The 23657-nt window shown below is 67.2% G+C and carries 17 protein-coding genes and 1 pseudogene; 9 read left to right on the top strand and 9 right to left on the bottom strand.

What is annotated here, in order from left to right; all coding sequences use genetic code 11:
- Nucleotides 1–122 precede the first annotated feature (122 nt).
- The 3 genes from NUU27_RS18840 to NUU27_RS18830 are packed head-to-tail and all read left to right on the top strand — an operon-like array spanning nt 123 to nt 2928.
- Complete coding sequence (locus NUU27_RS18840) at nt 123–1295, top strand: glycosyltransferase family 4 protein (RefSeq protein WP_257763695.1); 1173 nt, start codon at nt 123–125, stop codon at nt 1293–1295.
- Nucleotides 1292–2071: a WecB/TagA/CpsF family glycosyltransferase gene (locus NUU27_RS18835; RefSeq protein WP_257763694.1), complete on the top strand. Its 780-nt coding sequence runs from the start codon at nt 1292–1294 to the stop codon at nt 2069–2071. Before NUU27_RS18840 ends, NUU27_RS18835 begins: the two co-directional genes overlap by 4 nt.
- Nucleotides 2068–2928: a DUF6492 family protein gene (locus tag NUU27_RS18830; RefSeq protein ID WP_257763693.1), complete on the top strand. Its 861-nt coding sequence runs from the start codon at nt 2068–2070 to the stop codon at nt 2926–2928. The genes NUU27_RS18835 and NUU27_RS18830 overlap by 4 nt, the downstream gene beginning before the upstream one ends.
- Before the next feature lie 2 nt (nt 2929–2930).
- Here the strand turns inward: NUU27_RS18830 and NUU27_RS18825 are convergent, their stop codons facing one another.
- The gene (locus tag NUU27_RS18825) at nt 2931–4169 is read right to left on the bottom strand and encodes a lipopolysaccharide biosynthesis protein (RefSeq protein WP_257763692.1); all 1239 of its coding nucleotides are present in this window, start codon (nt 4167–4169) and stop codon (nt 2931–2933) included.
- 235 nt (nt 4170–4404) lie between these two features.
- Between NUU27_RS18825 and NUU27_RS18820 the strand changes: the two genes are divergently transcribed.
- The 3 genes from NUU27_RS18820 (at nt 4405) to NUU27_RS18810 (ending at nt 8777) form a co-directional block, all read left to right on the top strand.
- Nucleotides 4405–6552: a GumC family protein gene (locus NUU27_RS18820; protein ID WP_257763691.1), complete on the top strand. Its 2148-nt coding sequence runs from the start codon at nt 4405–4407 to the stop codon at nt 6550–6552.
- 162 nt (nt 6553–6714) lie between these two features.
- On the top strand, nt 6715–7611 hold the full coding sequence (gene folD / locus NUU27_RS18815) for a bifunctional methylenetetrahydrofolate dehydrogenase/methenyltetrahydrofolate cyclohydrolase FolD (protein ID WP_257763689.1): 897 nt from the start codon (nt 6715–6717) through the stop codon (nt 7609–7611).
- 203 nt (nt 7612–7814) lie between these two features.
- The gene (locus NUU27_RS18810; RefSeq protein ID WP_257763688.1) at nt 7815–8777 is read left to right on the top strand and encodes a GlxA family transcriptional regulator; all 963 of its coding nucleotides are present in this window, start codon (nt 7815–7817) and stop codon (nt 8775–8777) included.
- Here NUU27_RS18810 and chrA read toward each other — a convergent pair.
- From chrA to zwf, 5 genes and pseudogenes are all read right to left on the bottom strand, one after another.
- Nucleotides 8771–10186, bottom strand: a complete 1416-nt coding sequence (gene chrA / locus NUU27_RS18805) for a chromate efflux transporter (protein WP_257763687.1) — start codon at nt 10184–10186, stop codon at nt 8771–8773. The genes NUU27_RS18810 and chrA overlap by 7 nt on opposite strands.
- Nucleotides 10183–11007: pseudogene (locus NUU27_RS18800) on the bottom strand (chromate resistance protein ChrB domain-containing protein). Before NUU27_RS18800 ends, chrA begins: the two are co-directional and overlap by 4 nt.
- Before the next feature lie 342 nt (nt 11008–11349).
- Nucleotides 11350–13164 carry a phosphogluconate dehydratase gene (edd, locus tag NUU27_RS18795; protein ID WP_257763685.1) on the bottom strand — a complete coding sequence of 605 codons (1815 nt, stop codon included), beginning with the start codon at nt 13162–13164 and terminating at the stop codon, nt 11350–11352.
- Nucleotides 13165–13230: 66 nt separating this feature from the next.
- Complete coding sequence (gene pgl, locus NUU27_RS18790; protein ID WP_257763684.1) at nt 13231–13938, bottom strand: 6-phosphogluconolactonase; 708 nt, start codon at nt 13936–13938, stop codon at nt 13231–13233.
- A gap of 2 nt (nt 13939–13940) precedes the next feature.
- Entirely contained in the window at nt 13941–15410 is a 1470-nt protein-coding gene (gene zwf / locus NUU27_RS18785; RefSeq protein ID WP_257763683.1) for a glucose-6-phosphate dehydrogenase, read from the bottom strand.
- Between the two features lie 221 nt (nt 15411–15631).
- On the opposite strand from zwf, the gene NUU27_RS18780 reads away from it, so the two are divergent.
- From NUU27_RS18780 to NUU27_RS18770, 3 genes are all read left to right on the top strand, one after another.
- Complete coding sequence (locus NUU27_RS18780) at nt 15632–17107, top strand: aldehyde dehydrogenase family protein (RefSeq protein ID WP_257763682.1); 1476 nt, start codon at nt 15632–15634, stop codon at nt 17105–17107.
- Between the two features lie 17 nt (nt 17108–17124).
- A complete protein-coding gene (locus tag NUU27_RS18775) occupies nt 17125–17874 on the top strand; it encodes an SDR family oxidoreductase (RefSeq protein ID WP_257763681.1) in 750 nt (249 codons plus the stop codon).
- A gap of 260 nt (nt 17875–18134) precedes the next feature.
- The gene (locus tag NUU27_RS18770) at nt 18135–19907 is read left to right on the top strand and encodes an SLC13 family permease (RefSeq protein WP_257763680.1); all 1773 of its coding nucleotides are present in this window, start codon (nt 18135–18137) and stop codon (nt 19905–19907) included.
- A gap of 24 nt (nt 19908–19931) precedes the next feature.
- Here the strand turns inward: NUU27_RS18770 and NUU27_RS18765 are convergent, their stop codons facing one another.
- From NUU27_RS18765 to NUU27_RS18755, 3 genes are all read right to left on the bottom strand, one after another.
- Nucleotides 19932–21218 carry an FAD-binding oxidoreductase gene (locus NUU27_RS18765; RefSeq protein ID WP_257763678.1) on the bottom strand — a complete coding sequence of 429 codons (1287 nt, stop codon included), beginning with the start codon at nt 21216–21218 and terminating at the stop codon, nt 19932–19934.
- Between the two features lie 136 nt (nt 21219–21354).
- Nucleotides 21355–22788, bottom strand: coding sequence for a glutamine synthetase family protein (locus NUU27_RS18760; protein ID WP_374567547.1), 1434 nt, complete (start codon nt 22786–22788; stop codon nt 21355–21357).
- 71 nt (nt 22789–22859) lie between these two features.
- Nucleotides 22860–23321, bottom strand: a complete 462-nt coding sequence (locus NUU27_RS18755) for a response regulator (RefSeq protein ID WP_257763676.1) — start codon at nt 23319–23321, stop codon at nt 22860–22862.
- Nucleotides 23322–23657 lie beyond the last annotated feature (336 nt).

The following is a 23657-nucleotide window of genomic DNA, read 5'->3' as shown; positions in this document are numbered from 1 at the left end:
CCCGCATGCGAGCGGCGGGCTTTTTTCGGCTCGCATTGCCCCCCGCCGTGCAAGGCGGCTTCTAATCAGCTTAATCAAGAGTTCACTGCTGTCTGCAAGACTGCCGCCAACAGGAAAGCGGCATGCATCTGGTCTTTGCGACATCCATCGTTCCCGACGGAACACCGAAGAGCGGCTACGAGATCGCCAACGCGGCGATCCTCGACGCCTTGGCGCGCGCCGGGTGCCGGCTCACCGTGATGGGCTTTGCCTGGACGGGGCGGGAGGCCTCGGTGCCGAAGGATGCCGTGGTCCTTGGAACGCTCGACCCGCGTACCGAAGCGGCGGGCACGGCCGTCAAGCTGCGCTGGCTCGCCACCGCCCTCCTGCACGGCCTGACCTTTTCTTCCGCCAAGATGCGGCTCGTCGCGCCGCGCCGGGTGCGCGCCGCGCTCGACGCGCTGGGGCCGGTCGATGGCGTGGTGTTCAACTCCGTCCAGTTTGCCGGCGCTTTCCGGCAGGTTTTTGCCGACAAGCCGAACCTCTATGTCGCGCACAATGTCGAGCACCTCTCGGCGGCACAGAGCGCGCAGGCGGCAAAGGGTCTGGCGGCGCGCCTGCTGTTCCGCCGCGAGGCGCGGCTTCTGAAAAAGCTCGAGCAGGCGCTCTGCTCCGACGCCCGCTTCATCTACATCCTGGCGGAAGAAGACGGCAGGCTTCTGCAGGTGGCGGCGGAAGGCCGCTCCGCCGTGTTGCCGCTGGTGGCCCATCGGCCGGGCGTCGCCGCCGGGCCGCGCCACACACGCTACGACGCGACGCTGATCGGCACATGGAGCTGGGCGCCGAACCGCATCGGCCTCGACTGGTTCCTGGACGAGGTGGTGCCGCACCTGCCGGCCGGCTTCCGCATCGCCATCGCCGGCGATGCGCCGCCGACGCTTCAGGCCGCCCATCCGCGCGTCTCCTTCGTCGGCCGCGTTCCCGATGCCGTTGCCTTCGTGCGCGCCGGCAAGGTGGTGCCGCTCGTCAGCCGCGCGGGAACCGGCGTTCAGCTCAAGACCATCGAGACCTTCGAGCAGGGATTGCCGAGCGTTGCCACCAGCAGCGCCCTGCGCGGCATTTCCCACAAGCCCGCCAACTGCATCGTGGCCGACGAGCCGCAGGCATTTGCCGAAGCGCTGGCCGCAGCGGCGGCGGGTGTGCCCCACGACGTCGACGGCAGCGCCTTCCATCAGGCCCAGCGGGCAGCGCTCGACGCGGCCATTCTGCAGGGTTTGCGGCAAGCCGGGTTCGCGCCGCAAAAGGCCGCGGCATGACCGTCGAGCCGCTGCACGCCACGCCGGCGATCTTTCCACGGCGTGACATTCTCGGCACCAGCGTCGCCGTGATCGGTCGCGACGAGGCCATGGACCTGCTGCGCGGCAGCATCGCCGAGCGATGTTTCACGAAGCTCACCTTCCTCAACGCGCACAACGCCAATGTGGCCGTCGGCGATGCCGCCTTCCGCGCGGCGCTGCAGGATTTCCTCGTCCTTGCCGACGGGGTCGGCGTCGATATCGCCTCGAGGATGCTCTATGGCGAGCCGTTTCCGGACAATCTGAACGGGACGGACTTCGTGCCGGCGTTCCTGCGCCAGGAGCCTAGGGCGTTGCGGGTCGGCCTCATCGGCGCGCGCCGCCGGAATGCGCAGGCCGCGGCCCGACGGCTGGCGGAGATCGCCCCACAGCATGACTTCCTGTTCCTGCACGACGGTTATTTCGGCCCCGAGGACGAGCCGGCGATACTGGAGGCGATCGCCGCCGCCCGGCCGGACGTCCTGCTGGTCGCCATGGGCGTTCCGCGCCAGGAATTGTGGATCGCCCGCAACATCACGTCGCGGCACTGCACGGTGCCGATGGCCGTCGGGGCGCTGCTCGATTTCCTGAGCGGGGCGGTGCCGCGCGCCCCGGCATGGATGCGGCGCTTGCGGCTGGAATGGCTGTTCCGCCTCGGCCTGGAGCCGCGCCGCCTGTGGCGGCGCTATGTGGTGGGCAACCCGCTGTTCCTGGCGCGGGTGGCGCTGCAGAAATTCGGCAGGAACGGTCGATCGTGACGGCCGCCATCGTCACGCCCAGCTATGCGGGCGATTTCGACCGCTGCCGCCTGTTGTGCGATTCCGTCGACCGTTTCGTCGCCGGGGCGCCCCATCACTATCTGCTGGTGGCGGGCCACGATGTGGCGCGGTTCCGCGTCCTGGAAACGCCGCGCCGCACGGTGATCGACGAGCGCGACCTGCTGCCGTCCTGGCTCCATGCCGTGCGCGACCCGACCAGCCTTTTCCGCCGCCACGTGTGGCTGAGCACAAGGCTCGCCCCGCTGCGCGGCTGGCATGTGCAGCAGCTCCGCCGCATCGCCGTCGCCGGCAGGCTGCAGGAGACGACGCTCGTCTATTGCGATTCCGACGTCGTCTTCCTCAAGCCGTTCGATTGCGCCGCGTTCTGGCGCGACGGGGCCTTGCGGCTCTACCGCCGCGACGGGGCGCTGGCCGAGCTGCACGGCACCGATCATGCACGCTGGTCGGCCAATGCCGGGCGGGCGCTCGGCCTGTCGCCCGATCAGCGCTCGACGCACGACTACATCACGACGCTGATCGCCTGGCGGCGCGAGACCGTGCTCGGCATGATCGAGCGGATCGAGGCACGGCACGGCTGCCACTGGATCGAGGCGGTTGCCGCCGGCCGCCGCTTTTCCGAATGCCTTCTTTATGGCCGCTATGTCGACGAGGTGCTGGCCGGCGCCGGCCATTTTCACGACGATCGCGAACTGTGCCGCGTCTATTGGTCGGGACCGGGGCTCGACGCGGCCGGCATGCGCGACTTCGCAGCCGGGATGGCGCCTCATCAGGTGGCGATCGGCATTCAGTCTTTCACGGGCGGCGACCTTGCGCCGCTGCGCCGGCTCGTCGCCTGATTCTATATACGCCGGGCCGGACGGCGTAGCGCCCGGTAGGTGAGGGCGGTGGACACCAGATAAAGCAGCACGAAGACGCCGTTGAGCGACAGCACCAGCGGTGCCGCTTCGTGGAAGGCGTACAGCGCCAGCGACAGGAACAGGGCCTTGACGGCGGCGAGCGATGCCAGGTTGACGGCCCGAAGCAGCGTCTGCCCGCGCGCGAACAGAAGTTCGGCCTGATACTCCGTCAGATTGCGCAGGCCCGGCACGGCAAGAGCCAGCATGACGAGCGGCGCGGCCTCGGCGACATTGCGGCCGAGCAGCGTCGGATAGACGGTGAGGATGACGGCGAGCGCCAGCAGCGCCAGGGTGGAGACCCCGAAGATCGCCCCCTCTATGGTGAGGCGCAGCTTGAGCCGGCTCAGCATCTCCGGGGCGCGCATCATCCGCTGCACCAGAAGCATGGTGAAGGAGCGGATGGGAATCGCGGTGAGGTCGACGAGCCGCATGATGATTGCATAGATGCCGGCCAGTTGCGGCCCGCCGAGCGCCAGGACGAGGAGCTTGTCGAGCTCCATCTGCAGGTAGAAGAGGATCTCCGCACCGGCCACGTAAAGCGCGTCCGAAAGGCGCCGCCAGTAGAGCGCCGGCCGCAGGCGCAGCGTCTGGCGCGGCCAGAAGAAGAGAAGCGCGACGAGCAGGCTGGCCGCGTTGGCGGCGAGATAGAAGAGGCTCCAGGTGAGCAGGTCCTGTGTGGCGGCCAGGGCGAAACCGCCTGCAGCCAGCGCCCGCAGCGCCGTGCCGAGGATGACCAGCGTCGCGGCCCGGCCGAAGCGGTTGAGCCCGTTGTTGACGATGACCACGGTTTCCGCCGGCCGCCAGACCAGCGCTTCCGCCACGACGACGAGGGCGAAGGGCAGGACCGCCATGTCGCCGGCAAAGAAGACGAGGTACATGACGGCGCTGGCGAGGGTCAGCAGCGGCAGCGACAGGAGGGCGAGCAGCAGGAACCCGGCCGCATAGGTGCCGAGCAGCCGCGGCTTGACGGTGGCGATGCGGTAGAGCGTCGCCGTGAAGCCTAGCGCCAGGATGCGCGACAGCATGACGCCGGCCGCCGAAGCGGTGGCGAACAGGCCGAACTCGGCGATCGACAGCGTGTTGGCGAGCACGACGAAATAGGCGAGCGAGAACACCAGCCGCCCGGCCGAGCCGCTGATGGCCGCGAAATAGTCCTGCAGCACCTTGCGCTGGCTTGTCACGACGTCGCGTATGGAGATGGTCGGCCCCCGCAATTGCAGCGCCGACGGCGCTTGCCGCCGGTATCGCGGCTCATGGATAAGCGACAAAGCTTAATGTGCGGTTCCGCCGCGCCGCCCGATGCCGTTTCGGTGCCGCGCCGTTAACCATTTGTTACCCGTGCCTCTTTAGCTTGGGTTAACATAAACGCGGGCTTATGCCGCCCGCTTCACTCTCGGGGGCGGAAGCCGCACGCGCATGTTCGACGCCGACAATCCAGGAAGGAACGGCTCCCGCAGGAGCGCGCGGTCCGGTTCGCTCTTGTCGATGGCGCCGAAACCGGAAGCGCGGCCACATCCGCGCGCCTCGTTGCTGGCACTGCCCGAACAGGACGATGCGGCACGCCGCCGCGCTGACGTCGAGGCGGCGGAAGCCATCCCGCGGCGCAGCCGGGAGCCGGAGCCGCCAAGGCGCCAGCCGAACCCGGCGGCACCGCGGAACCCTTCGCTCGGACGGCGCGTGCTCGACCGGCTGTTTCCGCTGCCCGATCCGGCTCCACGCATGCGCCCGGCGGTCCGGCCCGCATGGGTGCCTGAGCCGCCACCCGAGCCGGAGGTGCGCCGGGCATGGCAGGACGTCGATGAGGATGCCTGGCAGGGGGCGCCCGCCAAGCGCGACGCGTCCGACACCGACGACGGCTACTGGCAGCCGCTGATCGACCCGGCGCGTGTGATCGCCGGCATCTTCCGCGCCAAATGGCTGATCCTCGCCACGACCGCTCTCGGCGCGGCTCTCGGTGTGCTGGTCGCGCTAGGCACGCCCAAGATGTATTACGCGGCGACCGAGCTTCTGTTCGATCCGCGCGACCTTCAGATCGTCGAACGCGACCTGATGCGCGGCGGGCTGCCCTCGGATGCGACGCTGGCGTTGATCGAGAACCAGGTGAGCATCATCACCTCGGGCACCGTGCTGACCAAGGTGGTCGACCGGCTGGACCTTGCAGACGATCCGGAATTCAACGGTTCGGGCGGCGGGCTGATGAGCCTCGTCACCAGCCCGCGCGCGCTCGTTTCGGCGCTGCTCGAAGGTCGCGTCGGAGAGGATACGGCGGCGCGCCATTCCATCGCCGTCGGCAATCTCGCCGACGCGCTGGATGTCAGCCGCAACGCCAAGACCTTCATCATCACCATCGGCGTGACCACGCAGGACGCCGACAAGTCGGCATTGGTCGCCTCGACCGTCACGGAGGTCTTTCAGGAGACCTCCGGCGAGCTGCAGTCGGCGACGGCGGGCCGCGCCAATCGCGAGATCAACGAACGGCTCGACGCATTGCGCGGCGAGGTGGAGCGGGCCGAGCGGGCGATCGCCGCGTTCAAGGCAAAGAACGACATCGTCGACGCGCAGGGTCGCTTGATCGCCGACGACGAGATCGTGCGTCTCAACGAGCAGCTTTCGGTGGCCCGTGCGCGCACCTTCGAGCTCAACGCGCGCGCCGCCGCGGCGCGCGACCTCGACCTCGACACGGTGCTGGGCGGCGCGCTGCCCGAGCAGGTGGCTTCGCCCGTGATGACCGAGCTGCTCGCGCAATATGCAAGCCTGAGGCAGCAGGCCAGCCGTCTCGCCGTCCGCTTCGGTCCGCGCCATCCCGACCGCCAGTCGATCGAAGCGGAGGTTGCCGGCGCGCGCGACGAGATCGCCCGCGAGCTGCGCCGCGTGATCGCTTCGAACCAGGTGGAGCTTCAGCGCGCCGTGCAACTGGAGCAGGATCTGGCCGCCCGGTTGGCGCGCCTCAAGGTCCAGAAGGGGGATATGGAGACCGAGCGCGTCACCTTGCGGGAGCTCGAGCGCGAGGCGGCCGCCAAGCGCTCCGTCTACGAGGCCCTGCTGCTGCGTGCCCGCGAGACCGGCCAGCAGGAAGGCTTGAACACGGCCAATGTCAGCATCATCTCGCAGGCCTCGCCGCCGCTCGATCCGGTCGGCCCCTCGCGGTCCTCGATTGCGATCGCCGGCATGCTGCTCGGTTTCTTCGTCGGTGTCGGGCTGGGCGCCGCGGGCGGAGCGATGCGCAGCCTTCGCGAGACCATGGACCGCCGGGGCGGCGAAACGCCGCCCACCGGCGGTGGTGGCTCAGGCGCGCGCCAAGCGCCTCGCCGCCGGGCGGAATCTTCCGCCCGCCACGACGGCCGGCACGAGCCCATGCTCGGACCGCGTTCCCTGTTTGGTGACGACGACCATCATGATCGGCTGGACGCTCCGACTGACCCTGGCGCCTACCGGACCATGCGAAGCGCGCCCTTTGCTGCCGCCGAGGACGGCCCGCTCGGCGAGATCCACGACCGCCTGCGGGCGGTGCGGCGGGAAGTCGACCGGCTGGCGGCGCGCCGCGCCGGTTTCGGGCAGCGCTGAGCCCGCAAACCCGCATTGTTTTTCCAATAACGTCAGAGAAGGACGCTCCGGCGGGATTGCGGCCGGCGATTTTCCCCATTATGGCGGCTACATCGGACGGATGGGACGAGCTTGCTTCCGGCCGGGTTCGCAGTCCTGCGAGAGCGCTGATCGGGGAAAGACATGACCGAAATCATCGACGGAAAGTCCATCGCTGAAGACGTGGTTGCCAAGGTCAAGGAGCAGGCCGCGGCCCTGGCCGGTGCCGGGGTGAGGCCCGGCCTTGCGGTCGTCATCGTCGGTGAGGACCCTGCAAGCCAGGTCTATGTGGCGTCCAAGTCGCGCCGCGCCAAGGAATGCGGCTTCCATTCCGTGCAGCATTCGTTGCCGGCCGATACGGGGGAGGGCGAGCTGGTCGCCCTGATCAAGGAATTGAACGCCGATCCGGCGATCCACGGCATCCTGGTGCAGCTCCCGCTGCCTAATCACATCGATGCCGGCCGCATCATCCAGACGATCGCGCCGCAAAAGGACGTTGACGGCTTTCATTTCATCAATGTCGGCAAGCTCGGCACCGGCGAGGTGGAAACGGCCTTCGTGCCGTGCACGCCGGCGGGCGCCATGCTGATGCTGGAGCGGGTGCGCGGCAAGGACCTGTCGGGCCTCAATGCCGTGGTGATCGGCCGCTCCAACATCGTCGGCAAACCTATGGCAAACCTTCTTCTGGCCGCCAACGCCACCGTCACCATCGCCCATAGCCGCACGAAGGACCTGCCGGCCGTCGCACGCGGCGCCGACATCCTGGTCGCCGCCGTCGGCCGGCCGCAGATGGTGAAGGGCGACTGGGTGAAGCCCGGCGCGACGGTGATCGACGTCGGCATCAACCGCATCGCCGCACCGGAAAAGGGCGAGGGCAAGACGCGCCTCGTCGGCGACGTCGCCTATGAGGAGGCGAAGGCGGTCGCCGGCGCCATCACCCCGGTGCCGGGCGGCGTGGGGCCGATGACCATCGCCATGCTGATGGCCAACACGCTCGTCTCCGCCTTCCGCGCCGCCGGACGCGAGCCGCCCGTGTTCTGAGGGCGGGTAGATGATCGACCGGTCGCGCTGCCCCTCATCCTCACCTTCTCCCCGTAAACGGGGAGAAGGAGGCATCGACGTTGCGGCCATCCTCCTTCTCCCCGCTTGCGGTGCCGGCAGGCGGATGAGGGGCGGAGGGACGGTCAAAGCATGCCAGCCTCATCCCTTCCCGCCACCCGCCGCTTCCTGCTAAAAGCGCCGTCATGAGCGATCTTCCGCAGGACGGCCGGCGCTTCGCGTTTCTGCTGGTCGACAAGTTTTCGATGTTCTCCCTGTCGGCGGCGATCGACACGGTGCGCTCGGCCAATCGGCTGCTCGGGCGCGACGTCTATAGCTGGGTGACCGTGTCGGCCGACGGCGAGGCCGTGATGGCCTCGAACGGCCTGCCCATCAAGATCGACTACGCAGTCGCCGACCTGCCGCCGGTCGACATCCTGTTCGTCTGCGTCGGCCTCACCACGGAGTTTCCCGGCAAGAGCACCGTGCTTGCCGCGCTGCGCTCGATCGGGCGCCGCGGGGGTGCGCTGGGGGCGCTGGCCGCCGGCTCCTACCTGCTCGCCGAGGCGGGGCAACTCGAAGGCTATCGCTGCACGATTCATTGGGAGAACCGCGCCTCCTTCAAGGAGCGCTTTCCCGAGATCGAATGCACGGGCAGTGTCTACGAGATCGACCGCAAGCGCTACACCTGTGCCGGGGTGACGACCTCGATCGACCTGATGCTGGAGATCGTGCGCGGCGACCTTGGCCCCGACCTTGCCAACGAGGTCGCCAACCAGTTCCAGCACGAGCGCATCCGCTCGGCGGGCGATCGCCAGCGCGTCGGCCCCGAGCGCGACCTGACCGGCAAGTCGGAAAAGCTCAAGAAGATTGTCGAACTGATGGCCGACAATCTCGACGAGCCCTATTCGGCGGTGCAGCTTGCCAAGGCGGCGGCGCTTTCCGTGCGCCAGGTGGAGCGGCTGTTCCTGCGTCATCTCGGCGTGACGCCAGGCCGATACTACATGCGGCTGAGGTTGGAGCGGGCGCGCGAGCTGTTGCGCCAAACCAACATGCCCATCCTCGACGTGGCGATCGCCACCGGCTTCACCTCGCACTCCTATTTCGCGCAGAGCTATCGCCAGCAATTCGGCCGCCCGCCGTCGGATGAGCGGCGCACCACCTATTGAGGGCTTCCGCCGAGCAGCGCCCAGGCGAGGCCGGCGAGCGTCGACATCAGAAGGACCGGGATCAGCGCCAGGCGCAGGCGGAAGATCGCGAAGAGGGCCGCCGCCGTCAGCGCCAGCGCTGCCGGGTCGAGACTTCGCCAGACGGGAATGTCGAGCGCCATCCCGAAGCCGCGCCAGGGCGTGGTTTCGCCGAACAGCATGTGCAGGGCGAACCAGACGGCGAGGTTCATGATGACCCCGACCACCGCCGCCGTTATGGCCGACATGGCGCCGGTCAGCGCCCTGTTGCCGCGCAGGGTTTCCACGAAGGGGGCGCCGAGGAAGATCCACAGGAAGCAGGGCACGAAGGTGACCCAGGTGGTGAGCACCGCCGCCAGCGTTGCCGCCAGCATCGGCGGCAGGGCCCCCGGCTCGCGATGGGCGCCGAGGAAGCCGACGAACTGCACCACCTGGATCAGCGGCCCCGGCGTCGTCTCGGCCATGCCGAGCCCGTCGAGCATCTCGCCGGGCTGTAGCCACCCATAGTGCTCGACCGCCTCCTGTGCCACATAGGCGAGTACCGCATAGGCACCGCCGAAGGTCACCACCGCCATCTTGCTGAAGAAAAGGGCGATCTGGCTGAACACGTCGCCGGGGCCGAGAAGGCCGACGATCAGCGCCACCGGCACCAGCCACAGGGCGAGGAAGGCCGCCGACACCTTGAGCGACCACGAGACGTTCGGCCGGGCATGCGCCGGGGTCTCCTCGCCGAGAAGCGAATCCGCGTCGGCCAGCACCGGACCCGAGGCCTTGCCGTGGCCGCCGCCGATCTGGAACAGCGGCGAGCCGGCCCGCCCGCCGATATAGCCGATCGCCGCCGCGGCGAGGATGATCAGGGGAAAGGCGACGTCGAACACGAAGATGGCGACGAAGGCGATGACGGCGATGGCGATCATCGCCCGGTTCTTCAATGCCTTGCCGCCGATCCGCACCACGGCGTTGAGCACCACGGCGAGCACCGCCGCCTTCAGGCCGAAGAACAGGCCCTCGACGAGGGGCACCCTGCCGAAGGCGGCGTAGACGTAGCTCAAGGCCAGGATGGCGAGGAAACCCGGCAGCACGAACAGCGTGCCGGCGACGATGCCGCCGGCTGTCCGATGCAGCAGCCAACCGATATAGACGGCGAGCTGCTGCGCTTCCGGACCGGGCAGGAGCATGCAGTAGTTGAGCGCGTGCAGGAACCGGTTCTCGCCGATCCAGCGCTTCTCCTCGACCAGGATGCGGTGCATCACCGCGATCTGCCCGGCCGGCCCGCCGAAGCTCAGCGCCGCCACCCTGAGCCACACCTTGACGCCCTCGGAAAAGGGGATCGCGTGTTCGGCGTGCGGCGGCGAGCTGCGATCGGGAACGGCTTCGCGCTCCCGCGTCATTTGACGCTCCTGCCCTTGGCCGTCGGCCAGTTGTGCGTCTCGTCGGTGGCGTCCCGGCACCAGCGGTAGAAGGCGTCGTAGAGGAGCATGCCCGCCTCGAGCTGCTTCAGGTCGTCGGCGAACATGCGCGACAGGCCCAGCGAGGCTGCGAGCAGCCCGGCAGCCTGCGGCGCAAGGTCGAGCCGCGCCGTGTCGGCGCCGCGGACGATGGCCGCAAGCGTGTGCAGCGGCTCGGTCGCCAGACCGAACTCCTCGATCATCACGTCGAAGGTGCACAATTCTCCGCGGTGGCTCCAGAACACGTCCTCGATGTCGAAGGGAACGGCGCCGAAGCGCTCGCCGACCATGACGACCTCCTGCGGCGCGACGAACAGGAACGTGGCCTGCGGATCGACGAAACGGCGGATCAGCCAGGGGCAGGCGATGCGGTCGATCTTGGGTCGCGCCCGCGTGACCCAGACCGTCCCGCCAAAGGCGTTGGCATCCGGCAGGCGGTCCGCCGGTACCGCAGGCAGCCCGGCGCCGAGCCAGGCCTCGAAGCCGCCTTCGAGCGCTTCGGCCGCCAGGCCGCCATGGCGCAGCCAGGCGGCGGCACCTTCGCTGAGTTTTCTGCCCTGCTAGCAGATGACGATCGCCGACGGAGCATTGATGGTCGCTGCCCAGTCGCGCACGGTCCGGTGCGATCGGCGCACGGAGCCCGGCACGAGCCTGGCATCGGCGGAGAAATCCTCGTCGGTGCGCACGTCGATCAGCGCCGGGCAATGCGGGGTGCCGATCAGGCGGGCGAGCTTGTCGATGGAAATGGTGGTGGGAGAGGGCATGGCGCGTCCTTCCGTTGAACGGGTTGATGGACGCGATTCTTGGGCTGTCGCCTCATGGGGAGATCGCGATCCCCATAAGAGATTCATGCCCCTGGCCGGGTGCGCTTGTCAAGCGCCACCTCGGAGGATGGGCAGGGGCGACGAACCCAGGGTAGCGGGTATCGCGTCGACCCCCACTCCGACCGCTTCGCGGCCACCTCTCCCCCGCTCGACGGGGGAGAGGAAGCGCCAGGCGGAGTGCTCGACATCCTTCCTCTCCCCCCGGGCAGGGGGAGAGGTGGCTTGCGAAGCAAGACGGAGTGGGGGTGATTGGCACCGTGTCAGCGCGAGTTTCGGCCCCGGTCAGAACACCGCGGCTCCCTGGTCGGCGCGCCCGGCGAGCTGGCGGAAGGCGGCGAACAGCTCGCGTCCCATGCCGTGCTGGCTGGCGGAGAGATCCGCTTCGGCACCGTCGCGCGCGGTGAACTCTTCGGCGTCGAGCAGGACCTCCAGCGTGCCCTTTTCCGCATCGAGGCGCATCGGGTCGCCGTCGCGCAGCTTGCCGATCATGCCGCCGTCGAGCGCTTCGGGCGTGACGTGGATCGCCGCCGGCACCTTGCCCGATGCGCCCGACATGCGGCCGTCGGTGACGAGGGCGATGCGATGGCCGCGGTCCTGCAGGACGCCGAGGGCCGGCGTCAGCTTGTGCAACTCCGGCATGCCGTTGGCCTTGGGACCCTGGAAACGGATGACGGCGATGAAATCGCGGTCGAGCTCGCCGGCCTTGAAGGCGGCCTGCATGGCCTCCTGCGAATGGAAGACGAGGGCCGGCGCCTCGATGATCCGGTGCTCCGGCTTGACCGCCGAGACCTTGATGATCGATTTGCCGAGATTGCCGGTGAGCACGCGGATGCCGCCGGTCGGCTGGAACGGCTTGGCGGCGGTGGCGAGCACCTTCGGGTCGCCGCTGGCGGCCGGCGCGGGCGACCGGGCCACCGTGCCGTCGTCGGCAAGCTTCGCCTCGACGGTGTAGGGGCGCAGGCCCTCGCCCCAGACGGTGCGCACGTCCTCATGCAGATAGCCGTCGTCGAGCAATTCGCGGATCAGGAAGCCCATGCCGCCGGCGGCGTGGAAATGGTTCACGTCGGCGAGCCCGTTCGGATAGACGCGCGCGAGCAGCGGCACGTGGTCGGAGATTTCGGCGATGTCGTCCCAGGTGAGCCTGATGCCGGCGGCCGCCGCCATGGTGATCAGGTGCATGGTGTGGTTGGTGGAGCCGCCCGTGGCGTTGAGCCCGACGACGCCGTTGACGATGGAGCGCTCGTCGATCATGCGGCCGGCCGGCGTGTAATCGTTGCCGAGCGCGGTGATGGCGAGCGCCCGCTTGGCGGCTTCCTTCGTCAGCGCGTCGCGCAGGGGCGTGTTGGGATTGATGAAGGAGGAGCCGGGCGTGTGCAGCCCCATGATCTCCATCAGCATCTGGTTGGAGTTGGCAGTGCCGTAGAACGTGCAGGTGCCGGGACCGTGATAGGATTTCGATTCCGCTTCGAGCAGCGCAGCGCGGTCTGCCTTGCCTTCCGCATAGAGCTGGCGGATGCGTGCCTTCTCATCATTGGGCAGGCCCGATGTCATCGGCCCGGCGGGAATGAACACGGCCGGCAGATGACCGAAGGTGAGGGCGGCGGTGACGAGGCCGGGAACGATCTTGTCGCAGACGCCCAGATAGACGGCGGCATCAAACATGTTGTGGGAAAGGCCCACCGCCGCGGCCATGGCGATCACGTCGCGCGAGAACAGCGACAGCTCCATGCCGGGCTGGCCCTGCGTGACGCCGTCGCACATGGCCGGAACGCCGCCCGCCACCTGCGCCACGCCGCCGGCCTCGCGCGCCGCCTGCTTGATGAGATTCGGGAACGGCTCGTAGGGCTGGTGCGCCGAGAGCATGTCGTTATAGGCGGTGATGATGCCGATGTTGGGCACCCGGTCGCCGGCCAGCGCCGCCTTGTCGGTGGGGCCGCAGGCGGCGAAGCCGTGGGCGAGATTGCCGCAGGAGAGCACGGTGCGGTTCACGGCCTGCCCGGCGGCCTGGTCGATGCGTTCGAGATAGGCTTCGCGGCTGGCGCGTGAGCGCTCGCGAATGCGGGCTGTGACGGCTTCGATTTCGGCTCTTGCAGTCATGGCGTTGCGTCCTTGCTTGCATGTCCGGCGCGGGAGGGATGCCGGACGCGGTCGGCCAGCGTCTCGCTAGCGTGTGGGAGCCCAATAGATATGGGCGGGATTCTCTGCCGCGGCCAGTACGGCGCCGATCGGCGTTGCCGGCCCGGGCGGCACCGTCAGCGCTTCCTCGAGCACCTCCTTTTTGTCGTTGCCCTCGATATGCACCATCAGATAGCGGGCGCTGGCCAGCACCTTCATCGACAGGGTGAGGCGCGGCTCGCCGGCGCTGCGGGCATTGACGGACCGGACCGCCTGCCCGTCCGCGGCATCGAGCAGGGTGTCGATGTCGGCGGCATCGGGGAAGAAGGAGGCGGTGTGGCGGTCGGTGCCCATGCCGAGCACGGCGACGTCGAGCGGCATGGGCAGGGCGGCAAGCGCGGCGCTCGCCTCGCGCGCCGCGCTCTCGGTGTTCTGGGCCTGCGAATAAAGGCCGATGAAGCCGGCCCGCGCAGCCTCGTTCTGCAGAAGATGGCGGGTGACGAGCCGCGCGTTGGAACGCGGTGAATCTCCCGGCACGAAACGCTCGTCGACCAGGGTCACGATGATCTTGCGCCAGGGGATCGGACACCGCGACAGCCGATCGAAGAAGAGCACCGGCGTGCGCCCGCCCGAGACGGCAAGGCTGGCGTGCCCGCGCGTCTGAACGGCGTTCTCCAGCACCTCGGCCACTGTGCCGGCCAGCGCGTCGGCCAGCGTGTCGGGGGAAGCGAATTCGTGCCACACGGGCTGCGTCATCGTCAGATGCTTTCGTGCCAGGTGCGGCCGTCGCGCTCGATCAGGGCGATCGAGGCAGAGGGTCCCCAGGTGCCGGCGGTGTAGCCCTGCGCCGGCTGCTGGTTGTCCTCCCAGGCGGCGAGGATCGGGTCGATCCAGCGCCATGCGGCCTCCACCTCGTCGCGCCGCATGAACAGCGTCTGGTTGCCGCGGATGACGTCCATGATCAGCCGCTCATAGGCATCGGGATTCCGCCCGCTGAAGGATTCGGCGAAGCTCATGTCGAGCGGCACGTGGCGCAGCCGCATGCCGCCGGGGCCCGGATCCTTGATCATGATCCACTGCTTGACGCCCTCGTCGGGCTGCAGGCGGATGACGAGCTGATTGGCGAAGACCTTGCCGGCACCGTCGCCGAAGATGGAATGTGGGATCGGCTTGAACTGGATGACGATCTCCGAAGCGCGGGTCGCCAGCCGCTTGCCGGTGCGCAGATAGAAGGGCACGCCGGCCCAGCGCCAGTTCTCGATTTCCGCCTTCAGGGCGACGAAGGTCTCGGTATCGCTTTCGCTGCCGAGCTCCTCGGCATAGCCCTTGACGGCGCCGCCGTTGGAGGCGCCGGCGCGGTACTGGCCGCGCACCGTGACCTTCTCGGCATGCGCGGCGTCGATCGGCTTGAGCGCTCTCAGCACCTTGAGCTTCTCGTCGCGCACCGTGTCGGCATCCATCGAGGCCGGCGCTTCCATGGCGACCAGGCAGAGAAGCTGCAGGATGTGGTTCTGCACCATGTCGCGCAGCGCGCCGGCCTTGTCGTAATAGCCGGCGCGGCCTTCCAGCCCGACGGATTCGGCGACCGTGATCTGGACGTGGTCGATATGGGCCGAATTCCACAAGGGTTCGTAGAGCGCGTTGGCAAAGCGCAGCGCCATCAGGTTCTGGACCGTCTCCTTGCCGAGATAGTGGTCGATGCGGAAGACGTTCTGCTCGGAGAAGACGCGGCCGATGGCGTCGTTGAGCTCGCATGCCGAGGCGAGCGAGCGGCCGATCGGCTTCTCCACGATGACGCGGGCGCTGGGGGTGGAAAGCGCGTGCTTGGCGATCTGCCCGACGATGTCGTCGAACAGGCTGGGGGCGACGGCCATGTAGAAGGCGCGGACGCTATCGCTGTCGCCGACCTCTGCCTTCAGCGCGTCGAAGCCTTCGCCGGACTTGGCGTCCGCCGGCACATAGGAAAGGCGGGCGAGGAAACGCTTGAGCTCGCCCGGCTCGATGTCGGCCTTTGCCACGTGCTCGCGAATCGCCTTTTCGGCGAAGCTGCGGAATTCCTCGTTGGAGAGCTGGGTGCGCGAGGAGCCGATGATGCGCGTCGGCTCGCTGAACTGCCCGGCACGCTGCCGCTGGTAGAGCGCCGGCAGAAGCTTGCGCTCGGAAAGATCGCCCGTCGCGCCGAACACCACGAGATCGAAGGGATCGACGGGAATCGTCTGGCTTGTCATTGTCGCTCCGCTGGCCTTATGCGCTGTTGGCGTTGCTATAGTCTAATCGATTTAAAAAGACCAGACGGGATCTCCACACGAATTGCCGCAGCGCCGTAACGGCGGCTGCGCCAACGCGCGAGGGCGTTTGTGCCTTGACAGAGCCTCGCATGGCGGGTTTCCCATGGGTCCTCTCACGAGCATAAGCTCGGATGCTGACAATACAAACCGGAGCAGCAGGGATGGGCACCCATTTTTCGCGCAGCGTGGCCGAGGGCCGCGCCTTCATGCAGTTCATTGACGGGCGCTCGGTCGATTCGCTCTCGGGCGAGCGCATCGACGTCTTCTCCCCCTCCGACGGCAAGGTCTTCGCCTCGATCCCCGCCGCCAACGCGGCGGATGTGGACCTGGCGGTGAAGGCTGCCAGACGTGCGTTCGACGAAGGGCCGTGGGGCCGCATGCCGGCGGTCGAGCGCGGCCGTTGCCTGACCCGGCTGTTCCAGCTTGTCGAAAAGAACGGCGAGGAGCTGGCGGCGCTCGAATCGCGCGACACCGGCAAGCCGATCCGCCAGGGCAAGGCGGACGTTACCGCCACCATGCGCTACTACGAGTTCTACGGCGGGGCCGCCGACAAGGTCCACGGCGACACGATTCCCTTCCTGGAAGGCTATACGGCGCTGACGCTGCGCGAGCCGCATGGCGTGGTGGTCGGCATCACGCCATGGAACTATCCGTTGCAGATCCTTGCCCGCGTCGTGGGTGCCGCCCTTGCCATGGGCAACACGCTGGTCATCAAGCCGGCCGAGGACGCCTCGCTGACGACGCTGCGCATCGCCGAGCTGGCGCTTGAGGCCGGCGTGCCGGAGGGCGTGTTCAACGTCGTCTCCGGCTATGGCCGCACCGCCGGTGCCGCCCTTTCCGCGCATCCGCTGGTCGATTACGTCACCTTCACGGGCTCCCCGATGACCGGCACCGCCATCCAGCAGGCCGCCGCGATCAACAATCGCGGCGTGACGATGGAGCTCGGCGGCAAGTCGCCGCAGATCGTCTTCGCCGATGCCGACGTGGAGGCGGCGCTGCCGGTGCTCGTCAACGCCATCATCCAGAATGGCGGGCAGACCTGCTCGGCGGGCAGCCGGGTGCTGATCCAAAAGGCGATCTACGAAGAGGTGGCGACCGCGCTGGCGGCGCGCTTCTCGAAGCTCGTCGCCGGGCCGCACGACGCCGACCTGGACATCGGGCCGCTGATCAACCCGGCCCAACGCGGCCGTGTCGCAGGCTTCGTTGAGGCCGCCCGGGAGGCCGGCATCCCGCTTCTGGCCCAGGGCACGGTCGTTGCCGATACACCCGAGGGGGGATACTATCATCCACCGGTCCTGTTCGGCGATGTCGACCCGGGCGCGGCGCTGGCGCAGGAGGAAGTGTTCGGCCCGGTGCTCTCGCTGTTCCCGTTCGAGGATGAAGCTGATGCGGTCCGCCTCGCCAACGGCACCGAATTCGGCCTCGTGGCTGGCGTGTGGACGCGTGACGGGGCGCGCCAGCACCGTGTGGCCAAGCGGGTGCGCGCCGGACAGGTGTTCGTCAACGGCTATGGCGCCGGCGGCGGCATCGAGTTGCCGTTCGGCGGCTTCAAGAAGTCCGGGCATGGGCGCGAGAAGGGCTTCGAGGCCCTGTACGACATGTCCGCCACAAAGACGATCGTTTTCAATCACGGCTAATCTTACAGGAAATCAAAATGGCTCGACTTGATGGCAAGGTTGCCGTCATCACCGGCGCGGCATCCGGTTTTGGCGCGGGAATGGCGAAGCGTTTCGCCGAAGAAGGCGCCAAGGTGATCGTCGCCGATCTCAATGCGAAAGGCGCCGAGCGCGTCGCGCGCGCCATCGGCGAGGCGGCCCTGCCCGTCACGGTGGATGTTTCCATGAAAGCGGATGTGGAGGCGATGGTGGATACCGCCATCAAGAGCCATGGCCGGCTCGACATCATGGTCAACAATGCCGGCTTCACCCATCGCAACGGGCCGATGCTGGAGGTCGAGGAAGAGACCTTCGATCTCATCACCGCCGTCAACATGAAGGCGATCTACCACTCGGCGCGCGCCGTCGTGCCGATCATGGAGAAGCAGGGCGGCGGCTCGATCATCACGACGGCCTCGACGGCGGGCCTGCGCCCGCGCCCCGGCCTGACCTGGTACAACGCCTCCAAGGGCTGGGCGATCACAGCGACGAAATCCATGGCCGTGGAGCTCGCGCCCAGGAACATCCGCGTCAACTGCCTGTGTCCGGTGGCCGGAGAGACGGGCATGCTCGGCCAGTTCATGGGCGAGGACACGCCCGAAAAGCGGGCGCAGTTCCGTGCCTCGATCCCGCTCGGCCGGCTCTCCACGCCGCTCGACATAGCCAATGCGGCGCTGTGGCTGGCCTCCGACGAGGCGGAGTTCATCACCGGTGTGGCGCTGGAGGTGGACGGCGGCCGCTGCATCTGACCGGCACGCATCGGCCTGCCTCGCCGCGCGTCCATTCGGACGCAAAGGATGATGCAGGTCTTTGAAACTGCGCATCGCGCTTTCCGAAAACCGGTCTTGATTTTCGGGCGATGCGCTACTGCCGGGCGGGGCGGCTTTATCGCATTTTGCAGTCAGGTGGAATCACCTGACGTCCGCATAAATGCGGAAAATAAAGAGATAGAGCGTCCTTTGTGCGTCCAAAAGGACGCACGGCGCTCTGGGAGAAGGGACACGACCGCATGACCTACGAGCAGCTTTTCCTCTTTTGCCTTCTCGGGGTCGTGTTCGGGTTTCTGGTCTGGGGACGCATCCGCTACGACCTCGTCGCCTTTGCCGCCCTGATCATCGCGGTCGTCGGCGGCGTCGTGCCGGCCCACGACGCCTTCATGGGCTTCGGCCACGAGGCTGTCGTCATCATCGCGCTGGTGCTGATCGTCTCGCGCGCCATGATGAATGCCGGCGCGGTCGAGCTGATCGCCCGCTTCGTCCTGTCCGCGGGCCGCTCCCTGCCGACGCATATCGGCCTGATGTCGATCATCGGCGCCGGCCTCTCGGCGGTGATCAACAACGTCGCCGCGCTGGTCATGCTGATGACGCTCGACATCGAGGCGGCCGAAAAGGCGAAACGGTCGGTTTCCCGTTCGCTGATGCCGCTCTCCTTCGCCACCATTCTCGGCGGCATGATCACCCTCATCGGAACGCCGCCCAACATCGTGATCGCCGAATTCCGCGACCGTGCGCTGGGTGAGCCTTACTCCATGTTCGATTTCTCGCCGGTGGGGTTGATCTGCGCGGCGGTCGGCATCGCCTTCGTCGCGTTGATCGGCTGGCGGTTCATCCCCGACACGGGGCTGGGAGCGGTGGTCGGCGAGGGCGGCGAAGCGGGCCTCTTCGTTGCCGAGGCGGGCGTGAAGGAGAAATCGAAGGCGATCGGCCAGACGGTCAACGATCTCTACCCGCTGGCCGACGAGCATGACGTGACCATCCTCGGCCTGGTGCGGCGCGGCAATCGCCTGGCGGGCTTTTCCGCCGGCGAGGAGGTGCGCAGAAGCGATCACCTCATCCTCGAAGGTGATCCGAAATCGATCGAAGCCTTCATCGGCGCCGCCGAGCTCGATGCGGCGGGCTCGGAAGAGCATGGCGGCATCCGCGGCAAATCGCTGGTGCTGGTCGAGGCGATCGTGCCGGACAACTCACGCATGGTCGGCCGCACAGCGCACGATCTGCGGCTCTTCTATCGGCGCGGCGTGACGCTGCTCGGCGTTGCGCGCCAGGGCAAGCGGTTTCGCGAGCGGGTGCGCAAGCTGCCCATCCGGACGGGCGATGTGGTGCTCCTCCTCGGGCCTGAAAGCCAGGTGGCGGACGCCGCCGACTGGCTGGGCGTGCTGCCTCTGGCCGACCGCAGCCACACGGTGATCCAGCGCGGCAAGGCGCTGTTCGCCATGGGTGTGTTCGCGGTGGCGGTGGCCACGTCCGTGATGGGCTTCGTGCCGCTCGCCGTCGCCCTGGCCGGCGCCGTTGCCGTCTACGCGCTGTTCAATGTCGTGGGCGCCCGGGAGATCTACGAGGCCGTCGAATGGCCGGTGATCGTGCTGCTCGCGTCGCTGATCCCGCTTGGGCTGGCACTGGAGGAGTCCGGTGGAACCAAGCTGATCGCCGAGTCCATCCTGTCGCTGACCGGTGCGCTGCCGGCATGGGGCATCCTGGCGATCCTGATGATCGTCACCATGACGCTGTCGGACTTCCTGAACAATGTGGCGACGGCCCTCATCGCTGCGCCGGTCGGGCTGTCGGTGGCGCGCGGGCTCGACGTGTCGCCCGACCCGTTCCTGATGGCGGTCGCGGTTGCTGCCTCCTGCGCCTTCCTGACGCCCATCGGCCACAAGAACAACACCATCATCATGGGTCCCGGCGGCTATCGTTTCGGCGATTATTGGCGCATCGGCCTGCCGCTGGAGGTCATCATCGTCGTGGTGTCGGTGCCGGCTATCCTGTTCTTCTGGCCGTTGTAGGCAGAAAACGGCCGATCGCGCGATTCAGATGCGGTCCCGCAGCGCGTACCAGTTGAGCGCCAGGAACATCAGCGCCGGTCGCAAAAGGCGGCCGCCGGGGAAGGGCGGGACCTTCAGTTCCTCGAACAGCTTCAGCCGGTCGCGGTTGCCGCACACGGTTTCCGCATACAGCTTGCCAACGAAATTCGACAGCATCACCCCATGGCCGGAATAGCCGCCTGCTGAGATCACATTCGGCATCACCTCGCGCACAAAGGGTTTCCTGGGCATGGTGATGCCGACATAGCCGCCCCAGGCATGGGTGATCTCGATGTCCTTCAGGGCGGGGTAAAGCTCGGTGATCTGCCGGCGGATGTGACGATGGATCGCCTTGTCCTCGCCGGGCGCATAGATCTCGCGGCCGCCGAAGAGAAGCCGCCCGTCCGACGATTTGCGAAAATAGCGCACGACGAAACGGGAATCGTCGACCGCCTCGCCGCCGGGCAGCACCGGGCTGGTTTCGCCGAGCGGCACGGTGGCGCCGATGAAGGAGCCGATCGGCATGACATGCGCAGCGCTCTCGGGCTCCAGCCCATTGCCGTGGGCGTTGGTGGCGACCAGGCATTTCTCGGCGGTGATCGTGCCGTGCTGCGTGACGACGCGCACCTTGCCGCCATGCGCCGAGATGCCCGTCGCTCTGGTGGTCTCGAACAGGCGGGCTCCCGCCTCGTCGGCGACGCGGGCCGTGCCGATGACCAGCTTCAACGGATGGATGTGTCCGGTGCCGGTGTCGCGCACGCCGCCAAAATAGCGGTCGGAGCCGAGCCGACGGGCCGTCTCCTCCGCATCCATATAGCTCAGATGAGGATAGCCGAAGCGCTCGCGCATGATGTCGGCATGCTTGCGATAGTCGTCGAGATAGCGCCGCTTGTGGACGACGGACATCTGGCCCGGTCGGTAGTCGATCTCGATGCCGTGGTCTGCCGCGAAGCCGAGCAGATGCGCCTTCGCCTCCTCGGCGAGATCGAACAGGGCCTTGGCGCGGGTGAAGCCGAGTTCCTCCTCCAGCTCCTCCGCCCAGGCGCGCTGACCGGTGCCGAGCTGGCCGCCATTGCGGCCGGAAGCGCCATCGCCGAAACGGTGCGCCTCGATGAGGACGACGTCGACGCCGGCCCGCGCCAGATGCGCGGCCGCCGAAAGACCGGTGAAGCCGCCGCCGACGATGACCACGTCGGCCGCCAGATCGCCGTCGAGCGCCGCATATCGCGGCCGCGCGCCGAGACTCGCTTCATACCAGGAAAGGCCGGGGGAGATGGGGGAGTGGTAGGGCATCGGAGTGGTGAATAGTGAATGGTGAATAGTGAATGGATGTACTTTTAATTTGGTGAAATATTGTCTTCTGTCATCGTGTGGATATCCTTCTATTCACTATTCACTATTCACTATTCACTATTCACTATTCACTCATTCAAACATTCAACAAAAGATACTCCCGCTCCCACGGGCTGATGACCTGCATGAAGGTCTCGAACTCGGCGCGTTTGATGGCGGCGAAGGTGGTGGTGAAGGGCGCGCCGAGAATCCTCTGCAGCGCCTCGTCGCCCTCGAACAGCGCGACGGCCTCCAGAAGGCCGCGCGGCAGCTCGATCTCGTCCTGGTTGACGGCCGTCCCGGCGGGAGAATCGGGCTTGCTCTTTTCCAGGATGCCGATCAGCCCGCAGGCGAGCGAGGCGGCGAGCGCCAGATAAGGATTGGCGTCGGAAGAGGGGATGCGGTTTTCGACGCGCCGCGAGGATGGCTCCGAGCGCGGCACGCGGAAGGCGGTGGTCCGGTTGTCGTAGCCCCAGCGTGTGTTGACCGGCACGGAGGTTCCCTGGGTCAGCCGGCGGTAGGAGTTCACGTAAGGCGCCAGCATGATGAGCGCGTTGGGGATGTGCCGCTGCAGGCCGCCGATGAAATGGCGGAACATGTCGGTCTCCTTGCCGGCGGTGTCGGAAAAGACGTTGTCGCCGGTCTCCAGCGAGACGACCGACTGGTGAATGTGCATGGCCGAGCCGGGCTGGCCCTGGATCGGCTTGGCCATGAAGGTGGCATAGGTGTCGTGGTTGAGCGCGGCCTCGCGGATGGTGCGTTTGAACATGAACACCTGGTCGGCGAGCTCGACCGGATCGCCATGACGCAGGTTGATCTCGAGCTGGCCGGCGCCTTCCTCATGGATCAGCGTGTCGATCTCCAGCCCCTGCGCCTCGGAGTAGTGATAGATGTCGTCGATCAGCTCGTCGAACTCGTTGACGCCGGCGATGGAATATCCCTGGCCGCCGCCGATGGGGCGTCCCGAGCGGCCGACCGGCGGCGTCAGCGGATAATCGGGATCGGGGTTCTTGTGCACCAGATAGAACTCGATCTCCGGCGCCACGATCGGCTTCAGCCCGTGCTTGGCGTATTCGGCGACGACACGCTTCAGGACGTTGCGCGGGCTGAACTCGACGGCACGGCCGTCCTGATGCACCAGATCACAGATCACCTGCGCCGTCGGATCCGTCTCCCAGGGAACGGCGGTGAGGGTGGTGAGGTCGGGCAGCAGCTTCAGGTCGCCGTCGTCTTCCGGATAGACGAAGCCGCCGCCGCTTTCGGGATACTCGCCCGAGATGGTCGTCATGAAGACAGCGGAGGGCAGGGCGAGCGACGTGTTGGAGGTGAACTTCTTCGACGGCATCATCTTGCCGCGCGCGACGCCCGCCTGGTCGGGCGTGATGCACTCGATGTCCTCGATGCCGCGCCATTCCAGCCAGGCGGTCGCCTGCTTCCAGTCTTTCACGCCCCTGAGGTTCTTCAAAAATGCGGGCGTGCGAACCATATCGCCTCGACTGGCGGGGCGGGCGAGCTTTTTCCTGTCAGGCATCAAGCACCAGGGATCGTTTCGGATGCCGGAGTATAGACAGGGCGGCAAAGGGAAGGGAAGGCCCGCCCGGCCTATGCTTTCGCGTCGGCGATCAGCCTTTCGATGACGGGTTGCAGGGTTTCCGGCGTGACGGGGCGGACGACGGTGGCATCGAAGATCAACCCGGGCAGGCTGGCGGCCTCGAGCGCCCCGACAACCGCGATCACCAGCGGCAGCTTCGCCGGCGAGGCGCTGCGGCGCTCGCTGAGATGGGCGAAGAGATCCTCCCGGCCGCTCGTCCCCGCATCGATGTCGACGATCACCAGTCCCGGCGACTTGTCCGGAACGGTGAGCGCGCCGAGGGCCTTGGCCGGCTCGTGAGCCGAGGTCTTGAGGCAGGCGCGCTCGGCGATGCGCGACAGGACGATGCGGTTGATGGGCGAGGCGGCGACGATGAGAGCCTGGGCCAGATCGGCCATGTATCGTGCCGGCGTTTCGTGGGCCTCATGGGCCATGGCTGCGATGTCGCCGGTTGCCGGCGTGTTGACCACCATCAAGTCATTCCTCCCGCAAGAATGATTGTAAATTTCAATGCCCGGTTGAGCGATGGGCGCTAGATACGCTCAATGGAGGTCGAAATGTCAAGTTACAAAAAAGTTCAACTGTTGAAAGTCATGGTTGTGTGAGAAGTTTGTGGCGAAAAAGGCACCTCCATCGAAGAATATTTGAATTTGCATATTGTTTTATTGAAATTCTAGCGGCTTGATCCCTACGGATGGTGCCCATCTGCCAGGAAAAACCATTCCACCGGATCCATGGCTTGCGATCTGCTCGGTCCGGGCTGTGGACGGGCGCCATGGCAAAACGCCCGCGCGATGGTCGTCGCGCGG

This window comes from Nitratireductor sp. ZSWI3 (genome assembly GCF_024655565.1).
In the GTDB taxonomy this organism is placed as follows: Bacteria; Pseudomonadota; Alphaproteobacteria; order Rhizobiales; family Rhizobiaceae; genus Nitratireductor.
This window is presented reverse-complemented; position numbering and strand designations above follow the sequence as displayed.

Bases quoted from the DNA above. Each gene is read 5' to 3' on its own strand.
- zwf (WP_257763683.1), bottom strand. From the start codon at position 15,410: ATGACAAGCCAGACGATTCCCGTCGATCCCTTCGATCTCGTGGTGTTC.
- pgl (WP_257763684.1), bottom strand. From the start codon at position 13,938: ATGACGCAGCCCGTGTGGCACGAATTCGCTTCCCCCGACACGCTGGCC.
- NUU27_RS18775 (WP_257763681.1), top strand. From the start codon at position 17,125: ATGGCTCGACTTGATGGCAAGGTTGCCGTCATCACCGGCGCGGCATCC.
- edd (WP_257763685.1), bottom strand. From the start codon at position 13,164: ATGACTGCAAGAGCCGAAATCGAAGCCGTCACAGCCCGCATTCGCGAG.
- folD (WP_257763689.1), top strand. From the start codon at position 6,715: ATGACCGAAATCATCGACGGAAAGTCCATCGCTGAAGACGTGGTTGCC.
- NUU27_RS18760 (WP_374567547.1), bottom strand. From the start codon at position 22,788: ATGCCTGACAGGAAAAAGCTCGCCCGCCCCGCCAGTCGAGGCGATATG.
- NUU27_RS18810 (WP_257763688.1), top strand. From the start codon at position 7,815: ATGAGCGATCTTCCGCAGGACGGCCGGCGCTTCGCGTTTCTGCTGGTC.
- NUU27_RS18835 (WP_257763694.1), top strand. From the start codon at position 1,292: ATGACCGTCGAGCCGCTGCACGCCACGCCGGCGATCTTTCCACGGCGT.
- NUU27_RS18840 (WP_257763695.1), top strand. From the start codon at position 123: ATGCATCTGGTCTTTGCGACATCCATCGTTCCCGACGGAACACCGAAG.
- NUU27_RS18765 (WP_257763678.1), bottom strand. From the start codon at position 21,218: ATGCCCTACCACTCCCCCATCTCCCCCGGCCTTTCCTGGTATGAAGCG.
- NUU27_RS18820 (WP_257763691.1), top strand. From the start codon at position 4,405: ATGTTCGACGCCGACAATCCAGGAAGGAACGGCTCCCGCAGGAGCGCG.
- NUU27_RS18755 (WP_257763676.1), bottom strand. From the start codon at position 23,321: ATGGTGGTCAACACGCCGGCAACCGGCGACATCGCAGCCATGGCCCAT.
- NUU27_RS18780 (WP_257763682.1), top strand. From the start codon at position 15,632: ATGGGCACCCATTTTTCGCGCAGCGTGGCCGAGGGCCGCGCCTTCATG.
- chrA (WP_257763687.1), bottom strand. From the start codon at position 10,186: ATGACGCGGGAGCGCGAAGCCGTTCCCGATCGCAGCTCGCCGCCGCAC.
- NUU27_RS18770 (WP_257763680.1), top strand. From the start codon at position 18,135: ATGACCTACGAGCAGCTTTTCCTCTTTTGCCTTCTCGGGGTCGTGTTC.